This window comes from Parvularcula sp. LCG005 (assembly GCF_032930845.1).
Taxonomy (GTDB): domain Bacteria; phylum Pseudomonadota; class Alphaproteobacteria; order Caulobacterales; family Parvularculaceae; genus Parvularcula.
The window spans coordinates 1,782,360-1,805,349 of sequence record NZ_CP136758.1; the positions used below are offsets into that span (position 1 = coordinate 1,782,360).

At 59.0% G+C, this 22,990-nt stretch carries 20 protein-coding genes; 8 read left to right on the forward strand and 12 right to left on the reverse strand.

Annotated features, from left to right (window positions below; genetic code table 11):
• Positions 1-26: 26 nt before the first annotated feature.
• Positions 27-1,640 carry a DUF5597 domain-containing protein gene (locus RUI03_RS08385; protein ID WP_317287007.1) on the reverse strand — a complete coding sequence of 538 codons (1,614 nt, stop codon included), beginning with the start codon at positions 1,638-1,640 and terminating at the stop codon, positions 27-29.
• 939 nt (positions 1,641-2,579) lie between these two features.
• On the opposite strand from RUI03_RS08385, the gene RUI03_RS08390 reads away from it, so the two are divergent.
• Genes RUI03_RS08390 through RUI03_RS08400 form a run of 3 tightly spaced genes read left to right on the forward strand, consistent with a single transcriptional unit; the run spans position 2,580 to position 5,767 of the window.
• Positions 2,580-3,818: a glycoside hydrolase family 5 protein gene (locus RUI03_RS08390; RefSeq protein WP_317287008.1), complete on the forward strand. Its 1,239-nt coding sequence runs from the start codon at positions 2,580-2,582 to the stop codon at positions 3,816-3,818.
• A 46-nt stretch (positions 3,819-3,864) separates the two neighbouring features.
• Positions 3,865-4,968 (forward strand): sensor histidine kinase, encoded by a 1,104-nt coding sequence (locus RUI03_RS08395; RefSeq protein WP_317289643.1) that lies wholly within the window; start codon positions 3,865-3,867, stop codon positions 4,966-4,968.
• Positions 4,955-5,767 (forward strand): LytTR family DNA-binding domain-containing protein, encoded by an 813-nt coding sequence (locus tag RUI03_RS08400; protein WP_317287009.1) that lies wholly within the window; start codon positions 4,955-4,957, stop codon positions 5,765-5,767. Before RUI03_RS08395 ends, RUI03_RS08400 begins: the two co-directional genes overlap by 14 nt.
• Before the next feature lie 147 nt (positions 5,768-5,914).
• Here the strand turns inward: RUI03_RS08400 and RUI03_RS08405 are convergent, their stop codons facing one another.
• The 4 genes from RUI03_RS08405 to RUI03_RS08420 are packed head-to-tail and all read right to left on the reverse strand — an operon-like array spanning position 5,915 to position 9,677.
• Positions 5,915-7,714, reverse strand: a complete 1,800-nt coding sequence (locus RUI03_RS08405) for a sulfate permease (protein WP_317287010.1) — start codon at positions 7,712-7,714, stop codon at positions 5,915-5,917.
• 11 nt (positions 7,715-7,725) lie between these two features.
• Positions 7,726-8,643, reverse strand: coding sequence for an MBL fold metallo-hydrolase (locus tag RUI03_RS08410; protein ID WP_317287011.1), 918 nt, complete (start codon positions 8,641-8,643; stop codon positions 7,726-7,728).
• 9 nt (positions 8,644-8,652) lie between these two features.
• The gene (locus tag RUI03_RS08415; protein WP_317287012.1) at positions 8,653-9,042 is read right to left on the reverse strand and encodes a metalloregulator ArsR/SmtB family transcription factor; all 390 of its coding nucleotides are present in this window, start codon (positions 9,040-9,042) and stop codon (positions 8,653-8,655) included.
• On the reverse strand, positions 9,039-9,677 hold the full coding sequence (locus RUI03_RS08420) for a peroxiredoxin (RefSeq protein ID WP_317287013.1): 639 nt from the start codon (positions 9,675-9,677) through the stop codon (positions 9,039-9,041). Before RUI03_RS08420 ends, RUI03_RS08415 begins: the two co-directional genes overlap by 4 nt.
• Before the next feature lie 107 nt (positions 9,678-9,784).
• Here RUI03_RS08420 and RUI03_RS08425 point away from each other — a divergent pair, with 107 nt between their 5' ends.
• From RUI03_RS08425 to RUI03_RS08435, 3 genes are all read left to right on the forward strand, one after another.
• The gene (locus RUI03_RS08425; RefSeq protein ID WP_317287014.1) at positions 9,785-10,219 is read left to right on the forward strand and encodes a YeeE/YedE family protein; all 435 of its coding nucleotides are present in this window, start codon (positions 9,785-9,787) and stop codon (positions 10,217-10,219) included.
• Positions 10,219-10,656, forward strand: a complete 438-nt coding sequence (locus RUI03_RS08430; protein WP_317287015.1) for a DUF6691 family protein — start codon at positions 10,219-10,221, stop codon at positions 10,654-10,656. Before RUI03_RS08425 ends, RUI03_RS08430 begins: the two co-directional genes overlap by 1 nt.
• Positions 10,657-10,744: 88 nt before the next feature.
• A complete protein-coding gene (locus RUI03_RS08435; protein WP_317287016.1) occupies positions 10,745-12,082 on the forward strand; it encodes an MBL fold metallo-hydrolase in 1,338 nt (445 codons plus the stop codon).
• Between the two features lie 67 nt (positions 12,083-12,149).
• Here RUI03_RS08435 and RUI03_RS08440 read toward each other — a convergent pair whose 3' ends face one another.
• From RUI03_RS08440 to RUI03_RS08460, 5 genes are read right to left on the reverse strand one after another with little or no spacing between them, the layout of a single operon-like run.
• A complete protein-coding gene (locus RUI03_RS08440) occupies positions 12,150-12,869 on the reverse strand; it encodes a PepSY domain-containing protein (protein WP_317287017.1) in 720 nt (239 codons plus the stop codon).
• Between the two features lie 3 nt (positions 12,870-12,872).
• Positions 12,873-13,301 (reverse strand): copper-binding protein, encoded by a 429-nt coding sequence (locus RUI03_RS08445; protein ID WP_317287018.1) that lies wholly within the window; start codon positions 13,299-13,301, stop codon positions 12,873-12,875.
• Positions 13,302-13,316: 15 nt separating this feature from the next.
• Entirely contained in the window at positions 13,317-16,511 is a 3,195-nt protein-coding gene (locus tag RUI03_RS08450) for a CusA/CzcA family heavy metal efflux RND transporter (protein WP_317287019.1), read from the reverse strand.
• A 6-nt stretch (positions 16,512-16,517) separates the two neighbouring features.
• The gene (locus RUI03_RS08455; RefSeq protein WP_317287020.1) at positions 16,518-18,173 is read right to left on the reverse strand and encodes an efflux RND transporter periplasmic adaptor subunit; all 1,656 of its coding nucleotides are present in this window, start codon (positions 18,171-18,173) and stop codon (positions 16,518-16,520) included.
• On the reverse strand, positions 18,170-19,405 hold the full coding sequence (locus tag RUI03_RS08460) for a TolC family protein (RefSeq protein ID WP_317287021.1): 1,236 nt from the start codon (positions 19,403-19,405) through the stop codon (positions 18,170-18,172). The genes RUI03_RS08455 and RUI03_RS08460 overlap by 4 nt, the downstream gene beginning before the upstream one ends.
• A 1,061-nt stretch (positions 19,406-20,466) precedes the next feature.
• Between RUI03_RS08460 and RUI03_RS08465 the strand changes: the two genes are divergently transcribed.
• Complete coding sequence (locus tag RUI03_RS08465) at positions 20,467-21,108, forward strand: PEP-CTERM sorting domain-containing protein (protein WP_317287022.1); 642 nt, start codon at positions 20,467-20,469, stop codon at positions 21,106-21,108.
• Between the two features lie 89 nt (positions 21,109-21,197).
• Here the strand turns inward: RUI03_RS08465 and RUI03_RS08470 are convergent, their stop codons facing one another.
• Positions 21,198-21,746: a hypothetical protein gene (locus RUI03_RS08470; protein ID WP_317287023.1), complete on the reverse strand. Its 549-nt coding sequence runs from the start codon at positions 21,744-21,746 to the stop codon at positions 21,198-21,200.
• A 188-nt stretch (positions 21,747-21,934) separates the two neighbouring features.
• On the reverse strand, positions 21,935-22,129 hold the full coding sequence (locus RUI03_RS08475; RefSeq protein WP_317287024.1) for a hypothetical protein: 195 nt from the start codon (positions 22,127-22,129) through the stop codon (positions 21,935-21,937).
• 473 nt (positions 22,130-22,602) lie between these two features.
• On the opposite strand from RUI03_RS08475, the gene RUI03_RS08480 reads away from it, so the two are divergent.
• The gene (locus RUI03_RS08480; protein ID WP_317287025.1) at positions 22,603-22,962 is read left to right on the forward strand and encodes a hypothetical protein; all 360 of its coding nucleotides are present in this window, start codon (positions 22,603-22,605) and stop codon (positions 22,960-22,962) included.
• Positions 22,963-22,990 lie beyond the last annotated feature (28 nt).

Below are 22,990 nucleotides of genomic sequence, written 5' to 3' on the forward strand. Positions count from 1 at the left end.
TGCCGATACCAGCTGTTTGCGAATAGTCATTGTTCTTCCTCCGATTTGGCCATTGCTCGGCCTTCCTGTTCTACCTCAGTCTCGTCAGGGACAAGTGTCACCCGCAAGACCTCACCACGATCGGTGAAATTCAGTCCGTAGTCTGTCTGATCGCCGTTCCACATACGGCGGAACTGCCAGTCACCGTTTTTCCATTCGACCTCTTCTGCAGACAGGAAGGTGAAGCCACCCTCCTTGCGATCGAATGTGACACGAGAGCCGAGCCCCGTAACCAGGAACTGATGATCGTCCAGTTTCGCGATGAGCACACCGGCATTAACGTCTGGTTCCCGGTTCAAATTTTCACCCATAAACGTCCAGTCGGGCATGGCAAACTGCCACAGATCATAGTCGATCCGCGCCGTCCATTCCCCAAGGTCCAGGGTTTGCGGTGCCGAGTCATCCGGCCGTGCCGCGCCCCAGACGTCGCTTTCAAATGAAAGCCGTGCCCATTCATCGGCGAAGGGAGCGACGATGCCGAACACATCCGCAAATGGCTCAATAACCTCTGCTGAGGTGACGTTGCCGCCCAATGGATAATTGCCGTAGCCGGAGTAATCCATGCCGAATGGCGCAAAGCCAATGGCCCGCTGCCCCAGCGAAGCGAAGAAATATCGCGCGAAATCATCACGGTTTCCCGTCTCAGAAACAAACAGTGGGTTGTTCGCCGCCTGATAATTCCTGAGCGCCGCCATGTAGCTTTCATGATCCGACTTGTAGATGTCCGGCGACAGAAGTGACAGGGCTGGCGCCGCCGCCTGCCAGACCTCCAGCATGTTGTCGGTCGGGCCGCCAGAAGCGTAGGAGGACGGATCAGTATCCTTCAGCGGATCGCGGATAGCGGCATTGGTGTACATGGGCAAATCGTAGACATCCTTGCCCGCCTGAGCGACCTTGCCGACATAATCGCCAATGGACCAAGCGTGAAACGCCTCATCAGCATCGTCGCCAAAGACTTCAACCCACGTCCCGGGTTCCTTGCCAAGGGCCGTGGTGAGACGCGACGGCACTTCACCGTCAAACGCCGCCTGTGCCGCCGCGCCGTAATCGCGGACGGAGCCATAGGTCCCGGTCTCGTTCTGTACCTGGACCATGATGACCGTCTGGTCCCGATCCTTCTTTTTCAGATAGGTCAGCAGTTCACGGAAGGCTTTCTTGTCCGCCTCGAGCGTTTCATTGCCATAGGGTGACAGGGCATAGGAAGGCGTGCCGTCATTCTTGATGAGGCGCGGGAAACGCTCGGTATCCAGCTTGACCCATGCGGGCGTGTATTTGGGGCTCGTATTCTTCCATGTCCCGAACCACAGAAGCACAACCCGCACATCGCGCTCACGTGCCTGAGGGATCAGGGCGTCGAGGTAGGAGAAATCGAATTTGCCTTCCTCTGGCTCAATCTGCTCCCAAGCAACCGGGATCATGAGCGTATTGGCGTGCAATTCTTCGACGGCAGGCCAGACTTCAGGCAAAACTGCTGGATAGTTTGAAGAATTGTGCGCCTGCGCTGCGATCATCAGGAACGGCTTGCCGTCGACGAAGAGCGCGTGACGACCGTCCTGTGACCTGATCTCTGACAAATCCTGCGCCATGGCGGACGACATCATGGCCGCCATGCTTGCGCCGATTAGGAAGGGTCGCAGGGATGTTCGGACTATCTCGTGAATTACCATCAGTTCCTCGCCTTAATTCGCAAATCTTATAAATTTGCTTTTATCAGTAAAAATTTTTTCTGACCAGCAGCTTTGCCTCTACGCGTCCTTCAGCGCTCTGTATCTGAAATCGCGGTATCGCACATCTCCCTCACCCATCGCGAAATAGGCCGGACGCAGACTGAGGCTCTTGCCGCCACGGGCAAGGCGCCGGCGCCGACACCGGCCAGCACTGCGGATTTCAGAAGGTCACGCCGGGTGCTCATCTATTTTCTCCGAATAAAGATCAATTAAACAGGAAACGGCTGAACGCTCAGGCAGCGCGCTGCCTGAGAGACGTGTGTCGTTGCTGTCCAGAATGTCTTCCGTGCGGCGACCGATGCGCTTCAGTCGCGAAAAGATAAGCACCTGCCACGTTTCCTCGCCTTCAGATCAGCGCGCTTTCTTTTGAGCGCGTTGTACACGAATGATCGTCTTCTTCGACACGACCGCCAATTTTTTGCTGCAACGCACCATTTCGTTGCAATCGACATAATTGTTCGGTATTCAACTTTCCTCGTTGGCTTCTTGCCTCAGACGAAGCAGTGCAGGCAAGTCAAATTGGCGTCAGTGTCAATGAAGAGGCCTTGTTGGGCGTTGTTTAGATCGCCCGAAGCGCCGCCTTAGCGAAGCGCGAATCCGCTTCGCACCACGCCTGAACCGGCTCGCAACAATTCCGCCCTGAAGCTAGGCTAACGGCGTCAAGATGGCTTGGTTTGAACAGACACTTCACGATAGCGTGGATCGACGTGCAGCGTTTTTGAGCAAGCGCCAACAAGGCGGCGCCATGCAGACCTGCAAATGAGACAAGAATGGCAGGCATGCCACACCATCGAACTGACGGAGGAACAGGACATGAATAGATTCTACGCGCTCACCTGCGCTGCTGCACTCGCGTTGACAGCAATGGGTCTCGCCGCCTCTTCTCAGGCCGCGGAGCTCGAACGATCAAGCGCCATGGCGACGGTCCAGGCGTTTCCGGACTACAATACCGAGCCGGCCGCTCCTGACGCCACCGGCATGGACAGCGACGCCAAAGTCATGGCGAAGCGCATGCATCTTGGCTGGAATCTGGGCAACACGCTTGAGGCGACGGGTGGCGAAACCGCGTGGGGCAACCCTTTGACACCCCCGGCCCTGTTCAAAATCGTCAAGGAGAGTGGCTTTGATGCTGTCCGACTGCCAGTATCCTGGGATCAGTATGCTGATCAGGATACGGCAGAAATTGAGGCTGCGTGGCTGGACCGTGTCGAAACCGTGGTTCAGGCAGCGCTGGATGCAGACCTTGCCGTTGTGATCAATATTCACTGGGATGGCGGCTGGCTGGAGGAGCACTTGCTGCCGGCGTCGGCTGACACGGTTGATCAAAGACAGCGCGCCTATTGGCAGCAGATCGCGACCAGATTTCGGGACTATGACGAGCGGCTGGTTTTCGCCAGCGCGAACGAGCCGAATGTTGATACGGCTGAACAGATGACTGTTCTTGCGCGCTATCATCAGACCTTCGTCGATACCGTTCGCGCAACGGGCGGTCGCAATGCCTATCGCAACCTGATTGTTCAGGGACCTCGGACCGATTTCGAGAGAACGAACGATCTGTGGACGGACGTGCCAACTGACAGCGTGGCCGACAGGCTGATGATGGAGTTGCATTTCTACACGCCGTACCAGTTCACCCTGATGGTCGAGGACCAGGATTGGGGACAGATGTTCTGGTTCTGGGGCAAGGAAAATCATTCCCGCAAAAAGCCCAGTCGCAATTCCAGCTGGGGCGAAGAAGACCAGGTTGATGATCTGTTCGACAAGGTCGAGCGCCAATTCGTGGACAAAGGCATTCCTGTCATCATCGGTGAATATGCCGCCATGCTGCGCGGCAATCTGAAAGGCAAAGATCTCGAACTGCATCTTGCCTCGCGCGCCGATTACCTGGAGTTTGTAACAAAAGCGGCCATGGAGCGCGGCATGGTTCCGTTCTATTGGGATGCTGGCGGCCAGGTGGGCCAGGGTTTTGGCCTGTTCGACCGCGAAAACCTCAAGGTCACCGACGAGGCTGCGTTGAACGCCATCATGGACGGAGCAGCCGCGGCGGAATAAAGATGGCCGCCAAGATAACGGCCCAAAGGATTAGTTGCGGCAGGTGATGATCGCTCAACAGAAAATGCGGGCGCCTGCCGCGCTGCCCACGTCGTTTTCCAGTCTGGCCTTTCTGCCAAAGCTCTTTGTGCTGTGGACCGTGATCGGCGCAGTCTTGGCGCTGCCCAATATCATTCAGCTGTCTGAATGGATCAGCCTGCCAGCGAAGATCATCGAGGGATGGGCGTGGGCGCTGCTCACCTATCTTCTGCTCGTGATCGACCGTCGACTGTCACGGACGGGCTTGTCAGACCTGCGCCAGCTGATCGTGCTGGCATGTCTCAGCGTTCCATTCTCCTTTGCCTATGTGGGCATGGCAGGGCTATTTCTTTATCCGATCGATGCGGTCATCTGGAGCCCGATCAAGGCACCGGAATTCGCGCTATACTATTTCATCGGTGGCTGGGTTCAGTACGCGGCCGTCGTTGGCGTAATGTGGGCGGTGAAATATCATCGCCGCCTGCTCGCAAGCCAGGTCGAAATCGGTCGTCTCGAAAAGCATATTCTTGAGGCCCGACTGAATGCCCTGCGCCTGCAGCTTGAGCCGCACTTCCTGTTCAACGCCCTCAACGCCATTTCCGCAGAAACGAGCAGAGACCCGCAGGCAACGCGGGACATGATCGGTAATCTGGCAGAGCTGTTGCGCCATTCTCTGGCGCACAAGGATACCAATGAGATCTCGCTCAAGGCGGAATTACGGCTCCTCGACCACTATCTGTCGATCCAGCGGCTGCGCTTCGGCGATCGCATCCGGTTTGACATCAACGTAGATAGCGCCGCGCTTAACGCCGTGGTGCCAGCCATGACGCTGCAGCCCATTGTCGAAAACGCGCTCCGCCATGGCGTTGAAAATCGTCTGTCGGGTGGTGTCGTTGAAATCGCTGCGGAGAAGAAAGGCGGGCATGTTCATGTCACCGTTAGCGACAATGGCGTCGGTCTTCCTCGCGACTGGTCGATGTCGAAATCTTCCGGGCTGGGCCTGAGTGTTACGCGGGAGCGACTTGCGGCCCTTTATGGACGCCGTGCGGAAGAACTTTTCTCAATATCCAATCGTGCTACGGAAGGCACTATTGTGCATATCGAACTCCCCGATCCTGATGTCAGCCTCTGACCCCCATCGCCGTATTTGCGCGCTTGTTGTCGATGACGAAGCACCGGCGCGGGCCCGTCTGTGCGATCTTCTCGGCCAGCACAACGTCATCGACCGCATTGACGAGGCGGCCAACGGCGTCGAGGCTATAGAAATTATCCGGAACAGCCCACCCGACATCGTCTTTCTGGATGTCCGGATGCCCGTGATCGATGGCTTTGGGGTCATCGATGCGATTGGCAGCGATGCCATGCCACTCACGATTTTTGTCACTGCCTATGATCAATATGCACTTCAGGCTTTTGACGCCAATGCGGTCGACTATCTGGTCAAGCCGTTCACCGACGCCCGGTTTGCGGAGACCATATCCAGGGTGATCTCGCGGACATCAGACGCGACGAAACACCTTCATCCTGATACGGATCAGCACGAACGCCTTGCATCGCTTCTCAGGATGATCAAGGCCGATGATGGCCAGGCAGAATACTTGTCGCGATTTGCAATCAAGAGCGGCGAGGTCACAAAATTTGTCGCTACCGAGGATATCGACTGGATCCAGGCGGCGGGCGTCTACGTCAACATCTACTCCAAGGGTCAGGAATACCTGTTTCGGTCGAGCCTTACGGCCGTCCTCGAAAAACTCGACCCCGGCCAGTTCTGCCGCATTCACCGGTCCGCTATCATCAATCTCAGCTCGATCGCAGAATTGGGACGGCGCAGCCACGGCGAGTTCGATGTGACGCTGGTCGACGGCACACAGCTCATCATGTCAAGAACGTACAAGGCCGAATTTGAGAGGACGATTGGACAGTCCCTTTAGGCACCTCGCTCGTCATCGCCGTCGCCTGTCCTATCCGGTACTTTGCACGTGCAGGTCTTGTTGAAAGGGCTGCGAGGAAAGTTCCGAAAAGGAGGATTGAGCGGGCTGGTCGCACTGCACACGGATGGCCGTTTCAAGGACGTGTCTTCAGACGGCTTTCACAGGAGGCTCAGCGGATACCCCACCCAGCGTATTGGGTACAGACGAGACGTGCTGCACGACGATCTCGGGATCGAGTTTCCTCAAAGCCGAAAATTGACTGAGGAACACCTCGCCAGTGAGGTTCTCCATGAAACGCGACCTTTTCAGACCGTCCATGACCGGCCCCTTCACCTCTGATAAATGGAAAGTCACTTCTGAATCGCGCAGGCGGGCGTTGAGCGCCTCCAGACTCTCGAGGGCACTTGCATCAATTGAGTTCACCGCCGGGCACATCAGGACGAAGTGCCGAACGGATGGGTTCTGTGCCACAAGGTCATAAACCGCATCTTCCAACCCCCGTGCGTTGGCAAAATACAGGGACTCATCAACACGCAGCGTGATGACCTTGGTGCCGGTCACGACGTCATGTCGGTCCGTATTGCGAAAATGCTCTGTTCCAGGAACAAGACCGACGATGGCCATGTGCGGGCGCGACGTCTTCAGCAGGAAGAGAAAGAGTGACAGGGCAACGCCGGTCACGACGCCGGCCTCAACGCCGAAGCCCAGTGTGACGAGTATTGTCGCAATCATCGCGGCGCCATCGGACTTTGAGTAGCGGACCGTTTCGCGAACCGCCTTAAGGTCCACCAGGGACAATACGGCGACGATGATGGTGGCGGCCAGCGTGGCCTTCGGCAAATAGGTCAGAAGCGGTGTCATGAACAACGCCGCCAATCCAATCCCGATCGCCGTATAAGCGCCCGCAGCAGGCGTTTCCGCGCCTGCATCGTAGTTCACTGCGGATCGAGCGAAGCCCCCTGTCACGGGGTAGCCGGAAGAAAACCCGCTCGCCAGGTTGGCGGCGCCCAGCGCGATAAGTTCCTGGTCTGGATCAATCCGTTGACGTCTCTTCGCCGCGAGGGTCTGGGCGACGGATATCGATTCCACAAAGCCGATGATGGAAATGAGGATGGCCGGGCCAATGAGTGCCTTTACCAGCGCCAGGTCAAAGCGCGGCACACTGAGGGGCGGCAGGCTCCCCTCAACCTCGCCGACAATCGCGACCCCTTGCGCATCAAGGCGCAGCCAGGCCGTAAGTCCAATGGTCACGGCCACGGCCAACACCGGGCCTGCCTTGGCGACCATGCCCGCCGCCTTTTCATCCATGCCGATGGCGGTCAGGAACGGCGCTAGACCTTTCCGAACCCAGAAGAGAAATGCCGTAGAGCCTGCACCAATCATCAGGGTGGGCAGATTTAAGTCACTGATATGTCGGGCAAGTGAGGTCAGAAGCAGGAACAGGTTTTCGCCGTCGGCGTCGACACCAAAAATATGCTTGAGCTGGCTCGCCGCGATGATGAGACCCGAGGCCGTAATAAACCCGGAAATGACAGGGTGACTGAGAAAGTTTGCCAGGAACCCAAGACGGAACAGTCCCATCAGCACAAGGAAGGTTCCAGAGAGAACTGCAAGCATGATTGCAGCAGCAAGATACCCCGCTGTCCCCTGCTCCGCGACCTGCCCCACCGCCGCAGCGGTGAGAAGGGACACTACAGCAACCGGACCAACGGCAAGGGTCCGCGATGTCCCAAAAATGGCGTAAGCGACGAGCGGCAGGATAGATGCATAAAGCCCCACCTGTGGCGGAAGGCCCGCCAGGAGCGCGTAGGCGAGAGATTGCGGGATCAGCATGATCGTCACGATCACGGCCGCCAGTGCATCGTTCGCGAAGGTCTCACCGCGATAGGCTTTCGCCCATGAAAGGATCGGCAGCCAGTCCCGCCGCCGTGACTGCCGAAGTGTCATCGATCTGCCTGTCAGAGTGCGTTGAGAGGGATTTTGAGATATTGCTGACCGTTATCTTCCGGATCCGGAAGATGACCAGCATTCATGTTGACCTGAACCGATGGCAGGATGAGCGTCGGCATCGCCAGGGTCGAATCCCGCTCGGTGCGCATCTTGACGAACTCTGCCTCGGTCACGCCGTCGTGGACGTGAATGTTTTCTTTCTTCTGTACCCCGATTGTCGCCTCCCAGGCATAGTCGTCGCGGCTCTTGGATTTGTAGTCGTGGCAGAGAAACATGCGGGTGTCGTCGGGTAGCAGGAACAGACGCCGGATCGACCGAAACAGTGTAGCGGCATCGCCGCCGGGGAAATCACAGCGCGCCGTCCCAAAATCCGGCATGAAGATCGTGTCCCCGACAAAAAGGGCGTCGCCGATCAGATAACTCATACAGGCCGGCGTATGCCCCGGTGTGTGAATCGCCACACCCTTGAAACGGCCAATCTCGAAGGTAGCCCCATCGTCAAACAGGACATCGAACTGCGAGCCATCGCGCTGGAAGGCTGTCCCTGCGTTAAAGACCTTCCCGAAGACATATTGCACCGTCTTGATGTCCGAGCCGATGGCAATCCGGCCACCGAGCTTTTCTTTCAGATACGGCGCTGCGGAAAGGTGATCGGCATGCACGTGGGTCTCAAGAATGAGATCGACGCTGAGCGCCTTCTGGGCAATGAAATTGAGAATCCTGTCGGCGCTGACCGTCGTCGTCCGACCAGACTTGTTGTCGAAATCGAGCAGGCTGTCGATGATGGCCGCGGCTTTGGCGTCCTGATCATAGACGACGTATGAAACAGTGTTTGTTGCCTCATCAAAAAAGGCCTCAACCTGCGGCGCATCATACGGATGATCTTGTATAGTCTCTGGCAAGGCAAGAATGGGACTAGCGGACATCTTGAGCTCCTATCGCTCACTGTGAGGAAGAATGCGGGCGAAAACGCTTCCTGCCTCGCGCCTGGCTTTTGGTTTGACGGGCGGCGGCGCTATCGGCTCTTGGCCGCACAAAATGGCGATGATGCTCGCCGCTTTGGGCTCGACAAGGGAGTAAAAGACGGCTTTGGACTCGCGCCGACCCTCAATCAGGCCAGCTTCACGAAGCTTGCCCAACTCCTTGGACAGCGACGGCTGACGGATGCCTGTCCGCTCCTCGAGCTCACCGACGCCACATTCTCCGCTCGTCAGCTCACAGACGAGCCGAAGGCGCTGCGGGTTCGCGAGCGCACGCAGGAAGTCAGCTGCCTTTTCCGCCTTTTCCTCCATCTCGCTTGGTCGAATGAGAATGTTTGTATTCATCGGGTCCCTCCTGCATACCAGTTCCCGCCAGCCGTCACGGCCTCGGCATCTGTGGCAGGCGCGCTGTTGAGCAGTTCTTCGCCCTTGCTCCAGCCTTCTGGCGCAACCCGCTCATTCCCGGCGGTTGCCTGCAGCGCTTCAACGAGGCGTAGAAGCTCGGCGACAGACCGGCCAACCTCCATCGGATAATGGACCATGGCCTTGAGCGTTCCGTGCGGATCAATGACGAACACGGAGCGCACGGTTGCCGTTGAGCTCGCACCGGGATGGATCATGCCATAGCTCCCAGCAATGGCGAGCGATGGATCCTCCAGTAACGGGAAATACGGACGAATACCGAAGTCAGCCTCGATCCGGTCGAACCAGGCGAGGTGCGAATAGACGCTGTCCACCGACAGGCCGATCAATGCACAGTCTAAAGCCTCAAACTGGTCCCTGGCCTTGGTCAATCCGACGAATTCAGACGTGCACACCGGTGTAAAATCAGCCGGGTGCGCAAAGAGCATGACCCACCGGCCAGCATAATCGGACAAACGAATGCGACCCTGTGTCGATCTGGCTTCAAACAGCGGCGCTGGCTCATCGAGCCTCGCCATTGGGAGCCCGCTATCCTGCTGGGGCGCAACATCGAACATAAAACCCGCCTTTACAATAGTTGCTGCCATATATTATATACTATCGACAAATGTCAACTAATGCCCGCTGCCGTTGTTCCGGCAAAGGCGCCACCAGGACACTTTCTATGGCCCCAGTTACGATGTTTACCCCTGTCACAGCCCTGCTAGGTGGCGCCATGATCGGGTTGGCAGCGACGCTATTGATGCTCTCTCTCGGCCGAATTGCCGGGATCAGCGGCATTCTTGCCGGTGCGCTCGGCCGCAATGGAACCGATCGGCCCTGGCGGCTCGCCTTTCTCGCCGGCCTCATCGCGCCGGGCCTAGCCCTTGCGATGATGGGTCAATTGCCGGATTTTACTTTCGTTGCTAGTGGGCCGCTTCTAATCGTTGCTGGCCTTCTTGTCGGTTTTGGCACGCGTCTTGGGTCGGGCTGCACGAGTGGTCATGGGGTATGCGGACTGGCGCGTCTCTCCCTCAGGTCTCTGGTCGCTGTCCTGACGTTCATGGCCGCGGGCGTCGTCACCGTCGGCGCTCTGCGCCACGCCGTCGGAGGTTTCTGATGCGCTCTCTGATTTCTTCTTTCCTAATCGGCAGCCTTTTCGGCGGTGGGCTGATCGTCTCCGGCATGACGGACCCCGCCAAGGTGCAGAATTTTCTGGATGTGTTTGGCCAGTGGGATCCAAGTCTCGCTCTTGTCATGGGCGGCGCACTGGCCGTAACGTTCATCGGCTTCCGGCTCGTATGGCGTCGCCCTGCGCCCCTTGACCATGATCGCTTCGAGATCCCCCGTTCAAACCAACTGACCAAAAGCCTGATCATCGGGTCTGTTCTATTCGGGGCGGGCTGGGGTCTTGCCGGTCTTTGTCCGGGACCTGCCCTTGCCGTCATCCCCATGGCGCCAGGACCTGCGATGATTTTCTTCGTCGGTCTCTACGGCGGCGTGATTCTTCACACCGTCTGGGAAAAGAAAAAGGCGGAACGCCCGGTGCGCGAATAGGGCTTGCGGCGGCAACAACGACCCCCTTGACCACGGGCAACCCTCACAGCACGCGTTGTCCAGAACAACATTTTGGAATTGACCGGCAATGAAACTTGAAAAAATCAAGACCGAGGGTCTCGCCCATCTATCCTATCTCCTCACTTCCAATGGCGAAGCAGCCGTTATCGATCCGAGGCGCGATATCGATGTCTATCTCGACCCGGCGCGGCGCGATGGGTGCCGCATCACGCATATTTTTGAGACCCATCGGAACGAAGATCTGGTCTCTGGCGCAGGTCTCCTCGCCGAAGTGACGGGAGCGGACGTTTGGCACGGCCCCAACCCGGCAGAGCCTATACGATATGCGAAAACGACGCGGGAGGGCGACAGCTATCAGGTTGGCGACGCCAGGATTGAGGTTCTCGAAACCCCTGGTCATACTTACGACTCGCTGTCCTTCATTTTATTCGATCAAAGCGCTCAAGACGGGCCGGTTGGGGTTTTTACCGGCGACGCCCTTTTTGTCGGAGACGTGGGGCGCACAGATTTTTATCCGGGCAAGGAACGTGAGGTCTCCGGGCTTCTCTATGACAGCCTTCAGAAACTGCTGAAGCTGGGCGACCATGTCCTTCTGTACCCTGCCCATGGTGCCGGGTCGGTTTGCGGGTCGGGAATGGCCGACCGCGAATTCTCCACTATCGGGCACGAACGGCGTAACAATCCACGCCTTGGGCTCGACCGCGACGCCTTCATCGAGGCGAAACTGGCCGAGCATCATGAGCAACCGCCCTATTTCCGGCTGATGGAACGCCTGAACGTCGAAGGCGCCTCACCGACGCGGCGCTACCCCCTGCCGCCGCCCAAACCGATCCTGAAGGCATCAGCCGAGGACAGCCAGCTTGTGGACGTCCGCGGCGTTGTCGACTTTGCGGGCGCCCACATTCCCGGTTCGATCGCCATTCCCGACGATATGCTCGCTGCATTTGCAGGCTGGGTGCTGGATCCTGATCAGGCGATCGATCTTGTCTGCAGGGACGCCGCACAGGCTGAGCGCTCGGTTCTGACCCTCGAGCGGATCGGGTATGATCATGTTGAGAGTTTCCGTACCGGGATGGTACCAGTCGCCTCGTCCGGGGCGGCCTTCGCATCCCTGACCATGGTTGGCACAGAAACGGTCAGGGAACGGCTGGGCACTGGGGGGTGGATGCTTCTCGATGTGCGCGGCATCGACGAGTTCGCCGCCGGGCATATCGAGGGCGCAACAAACATCTATCTGGGACACCTGCCCTCCCGTGTTGCGGAACTTCCCCGCGATAAGTCGATCACGGTGATGTGCGGAAGCGGAGCCCGGGCGACGATTGCGGCATCGATCCTGCTGCGAAATGGATTTGAGAACGTCGATGTCTATCTGGGCTCCTGGAAGGCCTGGACCTCATCGATATAGGCTCCGACAGACAGACGGACGGCGATATAGGCGTCAGCAAACTTTGCGAGAATAGCTGCGCCGGGGATCAGCGCCGCCGTCGTACTGATTGCCACCGCCCGTAGGAACGGCGCATGCGAAACACCAGGATTGTCAGCCCAGAGACAGACACGAGCAAGCCAAGTCCCGCTGAAACGATGAGCAGTGGATGATTGAAGTCGGCGCCGTCGTCATAGTCCATGACGTGAAGACGCCAGAAGAAGTCGAACAGCCGCCATGTATCCGAACGGCGGGCACGGACCTTTCCCGTATCCGGATCGACATAAAGGCGGGTATTTCCGGCGTCGTCGAATTGTACCTGCCAGACGGGTCCGCCCGGTCCGTACTCGGAGGGCGGATCGGTCAACATCTTTACGCTGGCGACCTGCCCGTCTCCGGCAAAGTCATATTCGGCGATCTGCCTCGCAAGCGCTTGAGGCACGGGTGAAATGATCGTCCCTTCTTTAGCCTCGACGATCACGGTACGCGCTCCCCCGTGCAGTTCCCAGACAGGCTCACCAAGGAGTCGGCTTAGCGTGGCATTTTCCACGGCCTCCATTCCTGCCGCCTTGACCGCCTGTTCCAGAGAAACGATGGCGCCAGGATCGACGGCCACGATTGGCGCGTCGGCGACCTTATGGTCGCCGCGGACACGTTCGATGGGCAACACACTCATCACAAAGCCGCCCAGAATCCACAGAAGGACCTGGACGCCGATAATCAGGGCGATCCACTTATGAAGGCGGACGGCCCACCGCAACAGCGCCATGGATTAGTGATCCATCTCTGCCATGCAGTCGCTCATTTCTGTGCCCTGATCACATATATGGGTGACACGCCATGACCCGTCGCGGCCCTGCTTGACCATGAACATCACCTCGTCACCTGCTGAGAGGGTCGCCAGATCGACATTACCCGTCGTCCCGAAGGCCATCGTCATCGCGGCCATATCTGCGCCTGCAAGCGGGCCATGATCGATCTCGATCCGACGTCCTTCCAGGTCAACCGACACAATCCGTCCCTCACCATGAGCCAGACCTTCGCCCATGGATCCGCTGTGGTCGGACATATCGTGTTCTGCCATCTCGTCGATGGCCGTGGCCGCCACCTTGGTGTCAGGCGTAGCTGCCTCTTCGCTTGGCCCGCCACACGCGGCGAGGGCCAGCATCGACGCAGTCAGCAGAATGATCGGTTTCATCATATATCTCCTCAAGGTTTAGTTTTGCGGTATAGAATGGCGATCGCCAAGAGCAGACGCGCGCCGGGCGTCCAATTGGTGCGAGACCCAGACCGTGTAGATCACGGGGATCACGATGAGGGTCAGAAGAGTTGTCGAGATCATGCCCCCCAGCATCGGCAGGGCAATACGGCGCATCACGTCCGATCCAAGGCCTTCAGTGAAGAAGATCGGCGCCAGACCGACAATAATCGTTGAAACCGTCATTAGCTTCGGCCGCACGCGGAGGACGGCACCATGCGTGACGGCACGAATGAGACCCGGCAAATCCGCCGGACGCTCTTCTCGCACTTGGGCATCGATATAAAGTAGCATTACCACGGCGGTCTCGACTGCGATGCCCCCGAGCGCGATGAAGCCGACAGCGACGGCAACGGAAAAGTCGTATCCAGCACCCCACAGCGCCCACAGACCACCAAGGAGTCCAAAAGGCAGGGATGCCATGATGATCAGCGTGCGGTCCAAACGCCCGAAATGCAGCATCAGAAGGAGGAAGATGAGCCCCGCTGCGGCGGGAATGGCGATCCGTAATCGCGCAGCCGCTTCCTCGAGCTGTTCATACTGGCCGGACCATTCGATGGCGTAGCCCGGCGGCAGCGCGATCGCCTTGTCCACCACGTCCCGCGCCTCGGAAACATAGCCGCCAAGATCGCGCCCCGTGATATCGACAAAGACCCAGCCCGTCATGCGCGCGTTCTCTGAACGGATCATTGGCGGGCCCTCAGCGAACACGATATCCGCCACCTCGCCTAGCGGGATATGACTGCCCGATGCACTGGGTATCAGGATATCCCCAAGGTCCTCTGGACGCTCACGGAACGGACGGTCATAGCGCAGAAGGATGTCGTAGCGCTCTCGACCTTCGACGCTTTGGGACAGAGGCATGCCGCCAATGGCCGTCTGCACGACCATCTGAAAAGTCCCCATGTCGATATTTCGCCGCGCGAGCTCGGCCCGGTCGGGCTGGATTTCGAGATAGCGCCCCCCAAGCACGCGATCCGCAAAGGCGGACCGTGTCCCCGGCACCTCAGCGACGACGGCCTCGATCTCCTGGGCGATCCTTTCAATCTCTCCAAGGTCGTCGCCCGTCACCTTGATGCCGACCGGCGTGCGCACGCCGGTCGAAACCATATCCATACGGATCTTGATGGGATACCCCCAGCTGTTGACGAGACCCGGCATCTGAAGCCGCCGATTGAGATCGTCGATCAGCGCTTCGGGGGTCACGCCGTCGCGCCACTCCTCCCGAGGCTTCAGCCGGATCCAGGTTTCAATCATCGTCAACGGGGCGGGGTCGGTGGCCGTATCGGCCCGTCCAGCTTTACCGAAAACGCTTTCAACCTCTGGCACCCCGGCGATCACACGGTTCGTCTGCCCCAGAATCTCGCGAACCTTGGTCTGGGACACCCCGGGCAAGGTCGACGGCATGTAGAGAAGCTCGCCTTCGTAGAGCGCGGGCATGAATTCTGATCCCGTCCGCGACAGAGGAATGAGGGCGCTGAGCATCAGGAGCGCCGTCAACCCGATGGTCGCCCAACGGTATCGCATGGCAAGCGCCAGGACAGGCCGGTACGCCGCGACGAAGAAACGGTTTACCGGATTGGCCTCCTCCCGCCGGATCCGCCCGCGCAAGAGCCAGACCATCAGGACCGGCACAAGCGTCACGGAAAGCAATGCTGCGAAGGCCATGGCGTAGGTCTTGGTGAAGGCCAGCGGCGAGAAGAGCCGGAAACTCTGGCCGGTCAAGGCAAAGACCGGCAGAAAGGACACCACGATAATCAGGAGGGAGAAAAAGACCCCAGGGCCCACCTCCTTCGCTGCGGTCAGGATCGCGGCGCGTCGTTCCGTGGGCGACGGATCATCGAGCCCCGAAAGCTTACGGCTGGCGTTCTCCACCATGACGATCGACGCATCCACCATGGCGCCGATGGCGATGGCGATGCCGCCCAGCGACATGATGTTTGCCGTGACGCCCTGCCCGGACATCACCAGAAAGGCCCCGAGAACGCCGAGCGGCAACGTGATGATCGCGACAAACGCCGCCCTGACGTGCAGCAGGAAGATCAGCGTCACGAGGGCGACAGCGATCCCCTCCTCAACCAGCTTATGTTCGAGATAGGAGACAGCGCCCTCGATCAGCGGCGCCCGATTGTAGACCGGCACGATCTCGACCCCATCAGGCAGCCCGCCTCGCAATTGGTCAAGCTTCGTCTCGACACGGTCGATCACTTCCAGTGCGTTCTCTCCGTCGCGCATCACCACGATGCCGGCAACGACCTCGCCCTGGCCATTAAGATCAACGACACCGCGGCGAAGGGCGGGACCTTCGACGATGCGGGCCAGGTCGCCGAGCGTCACGGGTGTGCCGTCCGCTGCGTAGACAACTGCCTGCTCGAGGTCCTCTCGCTCGTCGACATAGCCGGAGGAGCGGACCATGAACTCTGTCTCCCCCTGCTCGATCACGCGACCGCCCACTTCTGCGCTGGCGCCGCGGACCGTCTCGGCAATTTGCCCGATAGGTACGTTGAAAACGCGCAGCTTGTTGGGATCGATGAGCACCTGATACTCGCGGACATATCCGCCGACAGAAGCGACCTCGGCCACCCCTTCGACGGCAGAGAGCTCGAGCTTCAAGAACCAGTCCTGGATGGAGCGCAGCTCGGCAATGTCTGTTCTGCCGGTCCTGTCGACCAACGCGTACTGATAGATCCAGCCCACCCCCGTGGCGTCGGGACCAATCTGGGGCGTCGCCGCCTCGGGCAGGACGTCGCCAAGGCGGGAGAGCGCCTCCACCACCCGCGAACGCGCCCAGTAAAGGTCCACATCATCCTCGAAAATGACGTAGACGAAGCTCGTCCCGAACATGGACGCCCCGCGCACATCCTTCGTCTTCGGCAGCCCAAGAAGCTGCGTTGACAGGGGATAGGTGACGAGATCCTCGACGATCTGGGGAGACTGGCCGGGGAAGTCGGTCCGGATAATCACCTGAGTGTCTGTCAGATCCGGGATTGCGTCCAAAGGTGTCCGCTGCACGGCCAACCATCCCGAAACGGCAAGCGCCGCCGCGAGGCCCACAACGATAAGCTGATTGCGGACGGACCAGTCGATAAGGGCCGCCACCCAGCTTTTCGAGGGATCATGGCCGGTCAGAGAGGGTTCAAGATCGCTCATCATGCCTGCCTAGTGATTATGCCCGGCCATGGCGGGGCGATTTGAAGGTGCACCGCCCATCGTCATGGCTTCGGGCCATTCGATACGCTCGGCAACGCCGTTGCCATAGGGATTGATCGGCCCACTGCCCTCCTGCACCCAAAGGTGATCTTCTTCGGTTTGGAAGAGCGCCAAACCGTTGTCTGCATAGTGCTGCGGGGCCCCCTCAAGAAGCCACGGGCGCAGGCCTTCCATGAGATCAGAAAGCGCAGCTGCCAGTTCTTCAGGGCCGTCCGCGTTCTGAGCAGCCCGAACCGCTCCCTCAGTATGCAGAATGATCGGTGAAAGGCGCGTGTTTGCATACCGCGCGCGCAGTGTTTCTCCAACGCGCAAGGTCGGCTCAAGGAAACTCGGCTGCACCGAATAGCCATCCACCAGCGCCTCGTGGATATAGAGCGCGGCATCGACGAAGTGATCGACCATTGCCAACGTCTCCTCGGTCATCGGCAGATCCGAAAGCGCAACCTCAGGGCCGAGGCCGCCGCTCATCTTCGCAAAACCCTCCCTGAGGCTTGATTCGGAATCGAGCAGGAACTGGCCGCTGGTGACAATCTCCTCGCCCGGTTGCAGGCCCGCGATGATTTCTGTGCGTCCCATGGCGGACAGCCCGGTCTGCACCGGCCGAGGCGCGAACCGACCGCCGCCCAGCGCGATCACCACATGGGCGCCGCGACTATCGCGCAGGATTGCTTCGCTCGGCACGGAAAGACGCGGCCTGTCCTCAACCGCAAAAGTAACATCTGCATAGGCACCAGGCCGAAGGGCGTTGTTCTCGTTCGACAGGACGATCCGGACGCTGCCTGTTCGGGTCTCAGCATTGACGGTCGGATAGACGTAATCGACCCGGGCTTCCCGCTCGGGCACTGCGGCAGCGGACACGCTGACGGTCGCAAGCGTCCCCTCTGCGATCGCTGGAAGGTCCTGCTCCGCCACCGAAGCAATAATCCACACTTCGTCATAGCGCTGTAGGCGGAGGATGATGGCCCCGGGTCGCACATAGGTTCCGTCGCGGACGGCCAGCTCAGCGACGACACCGTTCTCCTCCGCCGTCACTGGCATGCGCTCGATCACGGCACGGCCTTCTCGCAGGCTTGCAATGACCGCGTTCTGCATGCCGAGGGAGCGCAGGCGCTGGGCCGCAGCGTCGATACGGCCATCAGCTCCCGTCCGTAACGCAGCGAGATAGTCCTGCTGGGCGCCGATCAGGTCCGGGCTGTAAACGCGGTAAAGAAGGTCCCCCTTTTCGACGCGATCACCTTCGGCCGTCACCGAGAGGTCCTCGATCCATCCTTCGACGCGCGACGCTACGACTGTTTCAGCGCGGGTACTTGGCTCAACACGGCCGAAAGCGCGAATCTGCCGCGCAAACGAGACGACTTCTGCCGGAGCCGTGCGTACACCCATGGTCTGAATCATGGCGGAGGAAACGGCGATGCCTTCCTCCCTTCCGCTATCGCCCGAGGATGCTTGGGCGACAGGCACAAGATCCATCCCGCAGATGGGGCAGACTCCATCAGCGTCCGTGGAAATGTAGTGAGGGTGCATGGGACAGGTGTAGCTCGCCGCCTCTTGCCCGTGCGCGATACCTGCGAACAGGACGATGAAAACGAAGAAAAGATGTCTCATGACGTCACCAGCAGGCTGTTGGCTTCTGCCGTCAGCGCAATCACGCGCGCTCGTTCTGCCGCCAATTGTGACCGCAACTCCAGGGCGGCGAGTTCGGCATCAATGACCGCGGAATAAGCACCGTACCCCGCCTCATAGTTTGACCGCGCAGCGCGGGCCTGTTCGTCCAGCCCCGCGACTTTGACGTCGAGCAGGCGAACGCTGTCCTCTGCGGCGATGCGCGCCGCATCGAGCCGTTGCCAGGCCGCCTGTGCCGTCCGGGCGGTGGCGGCAAGATCGGACCTCGCCCCAGCCTCCCTCGCCTTCGCCGCGCGCAGCTTGGGGTCCTGATTGTTTCGTTTCCACAGCGGCACCGTGAAGCTGATCTGGGCCGAGAACCAATCATCGCCCCGGAAGGTCTCACCCGGCAGACCGGAGCCGGCCTCCCGTTGCTGGTAGGTGACCCCCACGCCCCAGTTGGGCCTGTACGCCGCCTCGGCCCGCATCGTGCCGGCTTCGGCAATGTCGATCCCGGCATCGGCCAGTCTGACTGCATGGAAAGCGTTCGCCTCACCCCCCCATTTTCGCGGCGCGATGGGCGGCAGATCCGTCTGCGGCACGTCGCCCACGAGGTCGATGAGTGTCGCCTCGACCGCGGCCATTTCAGCGGCGAGTCCGGCCTGACGGCGGTCAAGCTCGACGCGCTCGACATCGATCTGCGCCAGACGAAATGCCACCGCCCGGCCGGCCGCGAGATCGGTTTGCACCGTCTCGGTCAGGGCAGCAAAAGCGACGGCCTGTGATTTGAGAACTTGCGTCTGCTCGGCAATCCGCTGCCGGTCCGCCAGGGCGGTAATAAGATGGGCGCGCAAGGCCGCGAGCCTTTGATCAGCCAACAGACGCAGTCGTGTCGCTTGCCCATCGGACATCGCCGCACCCGCGCGACGGGCTTTCAAATTGGGGATATCCTGCCGCACGCCGATGGCCTTGTTGGTGGGCAAAAAGCGGTCGAACGCCGGATCCTCCACAGGCAAATTGTTGATGCCCAGGCTGATGACGGGATCCGGCAGGCCGAGCGCCGCCAGACCATCTGCCCCGATCGCTTTCGTCTGCCATTCGAGCGACTGGAGAGCGGGATGTGCACGAAGACGCGCCTCGAGATCATCAAAGGATTGGGCGTGTGCGGAGACGAGCAGGAGCGGCGCGGCCAGAACGGCCGAGAACACGCGGCTGAGCGATAGTGATGTTGACATAAAAAATCCGACGGCTGAACGAACAAAAAGGACGCGCGGAGGCACGTCCAAGCGGGTTCAGCGTCGGATCAGAGAAGGAGACGTTGCTTGAGGGTCAATGGCGTCTGCCCCGGGGGCGCAGTGCAGGGAGGCCGAATAAAACCTGTTGTCACCGGCGGCAGGCTGATCGCGAGCTCCACCGCCACGGGCTGCAGGATGATTACCTCGGGCGCTCTTTCGTAAGCAGCCTTGAGGGTTTGTTTTGGTGTCGCCCAAGCCTTCGTTACGCAGGCATCGCATCCGGGGCAGTCGCCTTGGTCTGGCGGCGTCGGTTTCGTCTCGCCATGGCAGGGCGGATCAGCCGGCGCGGCGCTGACGATTTCGCCATGACCGCTTTCAGTCAGGCAACAGGCCATCGCCGGCCCTGCCATGAATAGCAGCGCCGCCACCAAACCGAGAAGGCGAGCCGAAAGCGTCATGGAAAGAAAACTAACCGCAATTGATTAATACTGATACCCCCTGGGTGCATCGTCCATTTCTTATGCGACAAATTAGCATGGTCTGCCGCTGTTTTGCCTACGCGCGCCGCTCGTTGGGTGTCTTGAACTGGAGGGCGCGCTCGACGCATGCGCTGAGGCGATTGTTCCGAATGACCCACACCGGGGACGCTAAGCGCTTGCCTTGAGCGCCTGCACCTGCCGGACGGATCAATAGAGTAACGGTCGTTGCAGAGGGTCTTTGAGTACGCGCGCACGTGGCCCTCTCCCCCTGCAAAACGCTGACTGACGGACGATCGGATGTCGGACGGCGTCAGCTCATTCTCCCGGTCGGAATGAGCGACAATCGGATCGGCAGGTGCGACGACAGAAAGTCGGATTGACAGGAATAATGAGTGGTACACTGATGAGTAAATCGAGGTCCACCATTCCCGATGAAGACCCTGTCTGGGGGCCATTTTCGTGAATACCGACCGTCCTCTGCGGAAAATGCCGTCTGGGTGACCGTTTCGCTTATCAACGAATTTTATTGACATTCCAGCCTCAAGGCCCACGCTAACATATGATAGTTTGGGGGACTACAGCATGAAAAACATTATCTTCGGAGCAGTTGCGCTGGTGTTCGCGATGGGCCAGGCCCATGCGGCACTGCTCTTAAAGCTCGACGCGATCGGCGAAGGCGCTGCGAGCGATGCTGGCTCGAACGATGGCGGGTTTTTTATCACCCTGTCTATACCCAGCACGAGCTTTTCCTACTCTGAGGCTTTCGACCCGTCATTCGTACTCTTTGCCGGTACGCTGATCACAGAAGACACGACGCTGCGCGCGTCATCGGGCGCCGCGTTCGATCTTTTCGCCGAGTCGTTGACGGATGGGGATAGCCAGTTGATTTATCTTACCATAGGCCGCAACATCGGTGGCACACCATCGGCTGTAAGCGTAGTGGGACAATACGAGAGCAGTTTTTTCCGCTCTGCGAACCCATTGGTTACTGTCAACGCCAGCACAAATGGTATTGACCTTGCGTCCTTTGTGATCACCGAAGTGGTCATGACAATCAGCAATGTCGAGGCGTCCGCCTCCACCACGGGTTACTTCATCAAGTTTGACCGAACGCTAGAAATCTATGGCACGCCGGCCGCAGTGCCCGTTCCGGCTGCGCTGCCGCTGATGGGAGCGGGGCTCGGCCTATTTGCTGCACTCCGTCGTCGCCGGCGCGCTCGTTAAACGGCTACGATCGAACGCGGTGAGTTCGAACCTCTTGGCTAAGATCGGCAGCGGAGCGCGCGGAGATCTATGGCAAGTGGCTCTCCTTCTCAGACGGTAGCAGAGACGCTTCGGACGGACCCTTGCAATCCAATGCGGCGACGTGCGAGCGCGACGCTTGCAATACCCACCAGAAACAATGGGATGGCACCAGGAATGGGTACGGGGACGGCCATCGTCTCAACATCGAAACCAAAGGCCGTACCGGGAACAGAGTCTGACCACCCGAACACCAGACGCTGAAACTGGAAGCCATCCGAAAACTCCGTCATCAACGTATCCACACCAGCAACCTGGACAAGTGTGTTGTTGAACCGGCCGTCCACCCAACTGATCGAGAGGTCGGTGAAGAGTGTTTCAACCGCCGCACTGGTCACAGCAGCCTGTGCCTTTGCGAGGACGGTGCCACCAGGGTTACGAAAATCAACAACATACATCCCAGCACCGCCCAGTTCTGACGAGGCAACGCCAAAGAACAGACTGTCAGACTGAACACTATAGGTCCCGCCGGTCGACGCCACGAGCGTCGCTGCAAGAGCAGATTGCGAAAGAGGCATCGACAATACGCCAAGCATCATCGCTTTTTTAATACTCGCCATATTGGCCTCCAGTAAATTGGAAAATTATCGAACTCGATCAAATAAGATCTGGTCAGTTTGTGGGGTCGCGCGCTGGCAGATCACCAGGCGGGGGCAGGTCGCCCGATATTTGTGACCAGCCAACGCGCGCAAGTCATATCCCTCTCCCCCAAGGTCTACGACTTGATCTTGATGAGCCGTCCAAACGCCTAGTTGAGCGCTTTTTCAGCTGCATTCAGCTCGGTCATGCACAGCTTGTTGTCGTTGGCTTTGTGAGCTTTCTCTGCGGCAGAGTAATGCTTGAAAGCCTCGTCTTTTTTCGGCCCCGCAGGGGCTTTGTCCCAAGTCGCTTTCACTGCCTGCATTTTTTCTTCGGCGTTTGAATTTGTTTTTTCCGATGACATAAAATGGTCCTTTCAGGACATTCGCGAAAACGACATCACTCTGCTCATCGAACTCGACGCTGAGAGCTGACAGTTGAAGCCGTTTTCCCGGAGATACCCGGAACAGTTCCAGGTATGTGTCCACTTTTGCCACATGCGGCGGCGCACGGCACTGATCGACGTTAGTGTACGGACCGTTTGATTGATTTATGCGTATATAGGGCGAAGTCTGCTCGATCGCACAAAGACGATAACTCAGATAATTCGTGATTGCCTCGCAATTGCTGCGCTCAAGACAATGCCAGCGCTTCCATCGAGAAGGTCTCAAGCGAGGACAAGCGTCGCCGATTTTGCAGTATATACGGATGATTACGCATCAATAGCGTTGATGCTGACGACGCAGGTCACTGAATTTGAGTTTTGCTTTTGGAGCCCCTCACGCAGGGGCTTGTTCGACGTCCTCTGGATCGCACCCCTCGCAAAGGATACCCGAAATGAATTTGAACAGAGTGACCAGACGAAAAATCGCCTTCCGGCGTGCTTTCAGACTGGGCGGGGTCGAATACGAGCTTCCCGCAGGTGTGTACACGGTCGAGACCCATGAGACGGCAATCGAAAGCGCTTCATTTATCGCCTTCATAGCCATCTCGACGGTACTTTTCGCCGAAAGGGCGGCTGGAGGCGCCGAACTGGCAACGCGTTGGCGCATCGATCCCGGCGATCTGGCTGCTGCGATCGAGCGGGATCTCTCCTCAACCTGCCCTCAGAACGCAGAAGACAAGCCGCCTCTCTTGCGTACACAAATCAATTCAATCCGTCGCGCTGAAAATGAGGGCTGGCCACCTCGCGAATAACAGTCCGGTGTCGCTTGTTCAGTCGAAT

Coding starts and splice junctions, on each gene's coding strand:
- RUI03_RS08440 (WP_317287017.1), bottom strand. CDS start 12,869: ATGGCGCTGTTGCGGTGGGCCGTCCGCCTTCATAAGTGGATCGCCCTG.
- RUI03_RS08435 (WP_317287016.1), top strand. CDS start 10,745: ATGAAACTTGAAAAAATCAAGACCGAGGGTCTCGCCCATCTATCCTAT.
- RUI03_RS08480 (WP_317287025.1), top strand. CDS start 22,603: ATGAATTTGAACAGAGTGACCAGACGAAAAATCGCCTTCCGGCGTGCT.
- RUI03_RS08450 (WP_317287019.1), bottom strand. CDS start 16,511: ATGATGAGCGATCTTGAACCCTCTCTGACCGGCCATGATCCCTCGAAA.
- RUI03_RS08465 (WP_317287022.1), top strand. CDS start 20,467: ATGAAAAACATTATCTTCGGAGCAGTTGCGCTGGTGTTCGCGATGGGC.
- RUI03_RS08445 (WP_317287018.1), bottom strand. CDS start 13,301: ATGATGAAACCGATCATTCTGCTGACTGCGTCGATGCTGGCCCTCGCC.
- RUI03_RS08410 (WP_317287011.1), bottom strand. CDS start 8,643: ATGTCCGCTAGTCCCATTCTTGCCTTGCCAGAGACTATACAAGATCAT.
- RUI03_RS08425 (WP_317287014.1), top strand. CDS start 9,785: ATGGCCCCAGTTACGATGTTTACCCCTGTCACAGCCCTGCTAGGTGGC.
- RUI03_RS08460 (WP_317287021.1), bottom strand. CDS start 19,405: ATGTCAACATCACTATCGCTCAGCCGCGTGTTCTCGGCCGTTCTGGCC.
- RUI03_RS08475 (WP_317287024.1), bottom strand. CDS start 22,129: ATGTCATCGGAAAAAACAAATTCAAACGCCGAAGAAAAAATGCAGGCA.
- RUI03_RS08430 (WP_317287015.1), top strand. CDS start 10,219: ATGCGCTCTCTGATTTCTTCTTTCCTAATCGGCAGCCTTTTCGGCGGT.
- RUI03_RS08415 (WP_317287012.1), bottom strand. CDS start 9,042: ATGAATACAAACATTCTCATTCGACCAAGCGAGATGGAGGAAAAGGCG.
- RUI03_RS08455 (WP_317287020.1), bottom strand. CDS start 18,173: ATGAGACATCTTTTCTTCGTTTTCATCGTCCTGTTCGCAGGTATCGCG.
- RUI03_RS08385 (WP_317287007.1), bottom strand. CDS start 1,640: ATGATGTCGTCCGCCATGGCGCAGGATTTGTCAGAGATCAGGTCACAG.
- RUI03_RS08390 (WP_317287008.1), top strand. CDS start 2,580: ATGAATAGATTCTACGCGCTCACCTGCGCTGCTGCACTCGCGTTGACA.
- RUI03_RS08420 (WP_317287013.1), bottom strand. CDS start 9,677: ATGTTCGATGTTGCGCCCCAGCAGGATAGCGGGCTCCCAATGGCGAGG.
- RUI03_RS08405 (WP_317287010.1), bottom strand. CDS start 7,714: ATGACACTTCGGCAGTCACGGCGGCGGGACTGGCTGCCGATCCTTTCA.
- RUI03_RS08395 (WP_317289643.1), top strand. CDS start 3,865: ATGATCGCTCAACAGAAAATGCGGGCGCCTGCCGCGCTGCCCACGTCG.
- RUI03_RS08400 (WP_317287009.1), top strand. CDS start 4,955: ATGTCAGCCTCTGACCCCCATCGCCGTATTTGCGCGCTTGTTGTCGAT.
- RUI03_RS08470 (WP_317287023.1), bottom strand. CDS start 21,746: ATGGCGAGTATTAAAAAAGCGATGATGCTTGGCGTATTGTCGATGCCT.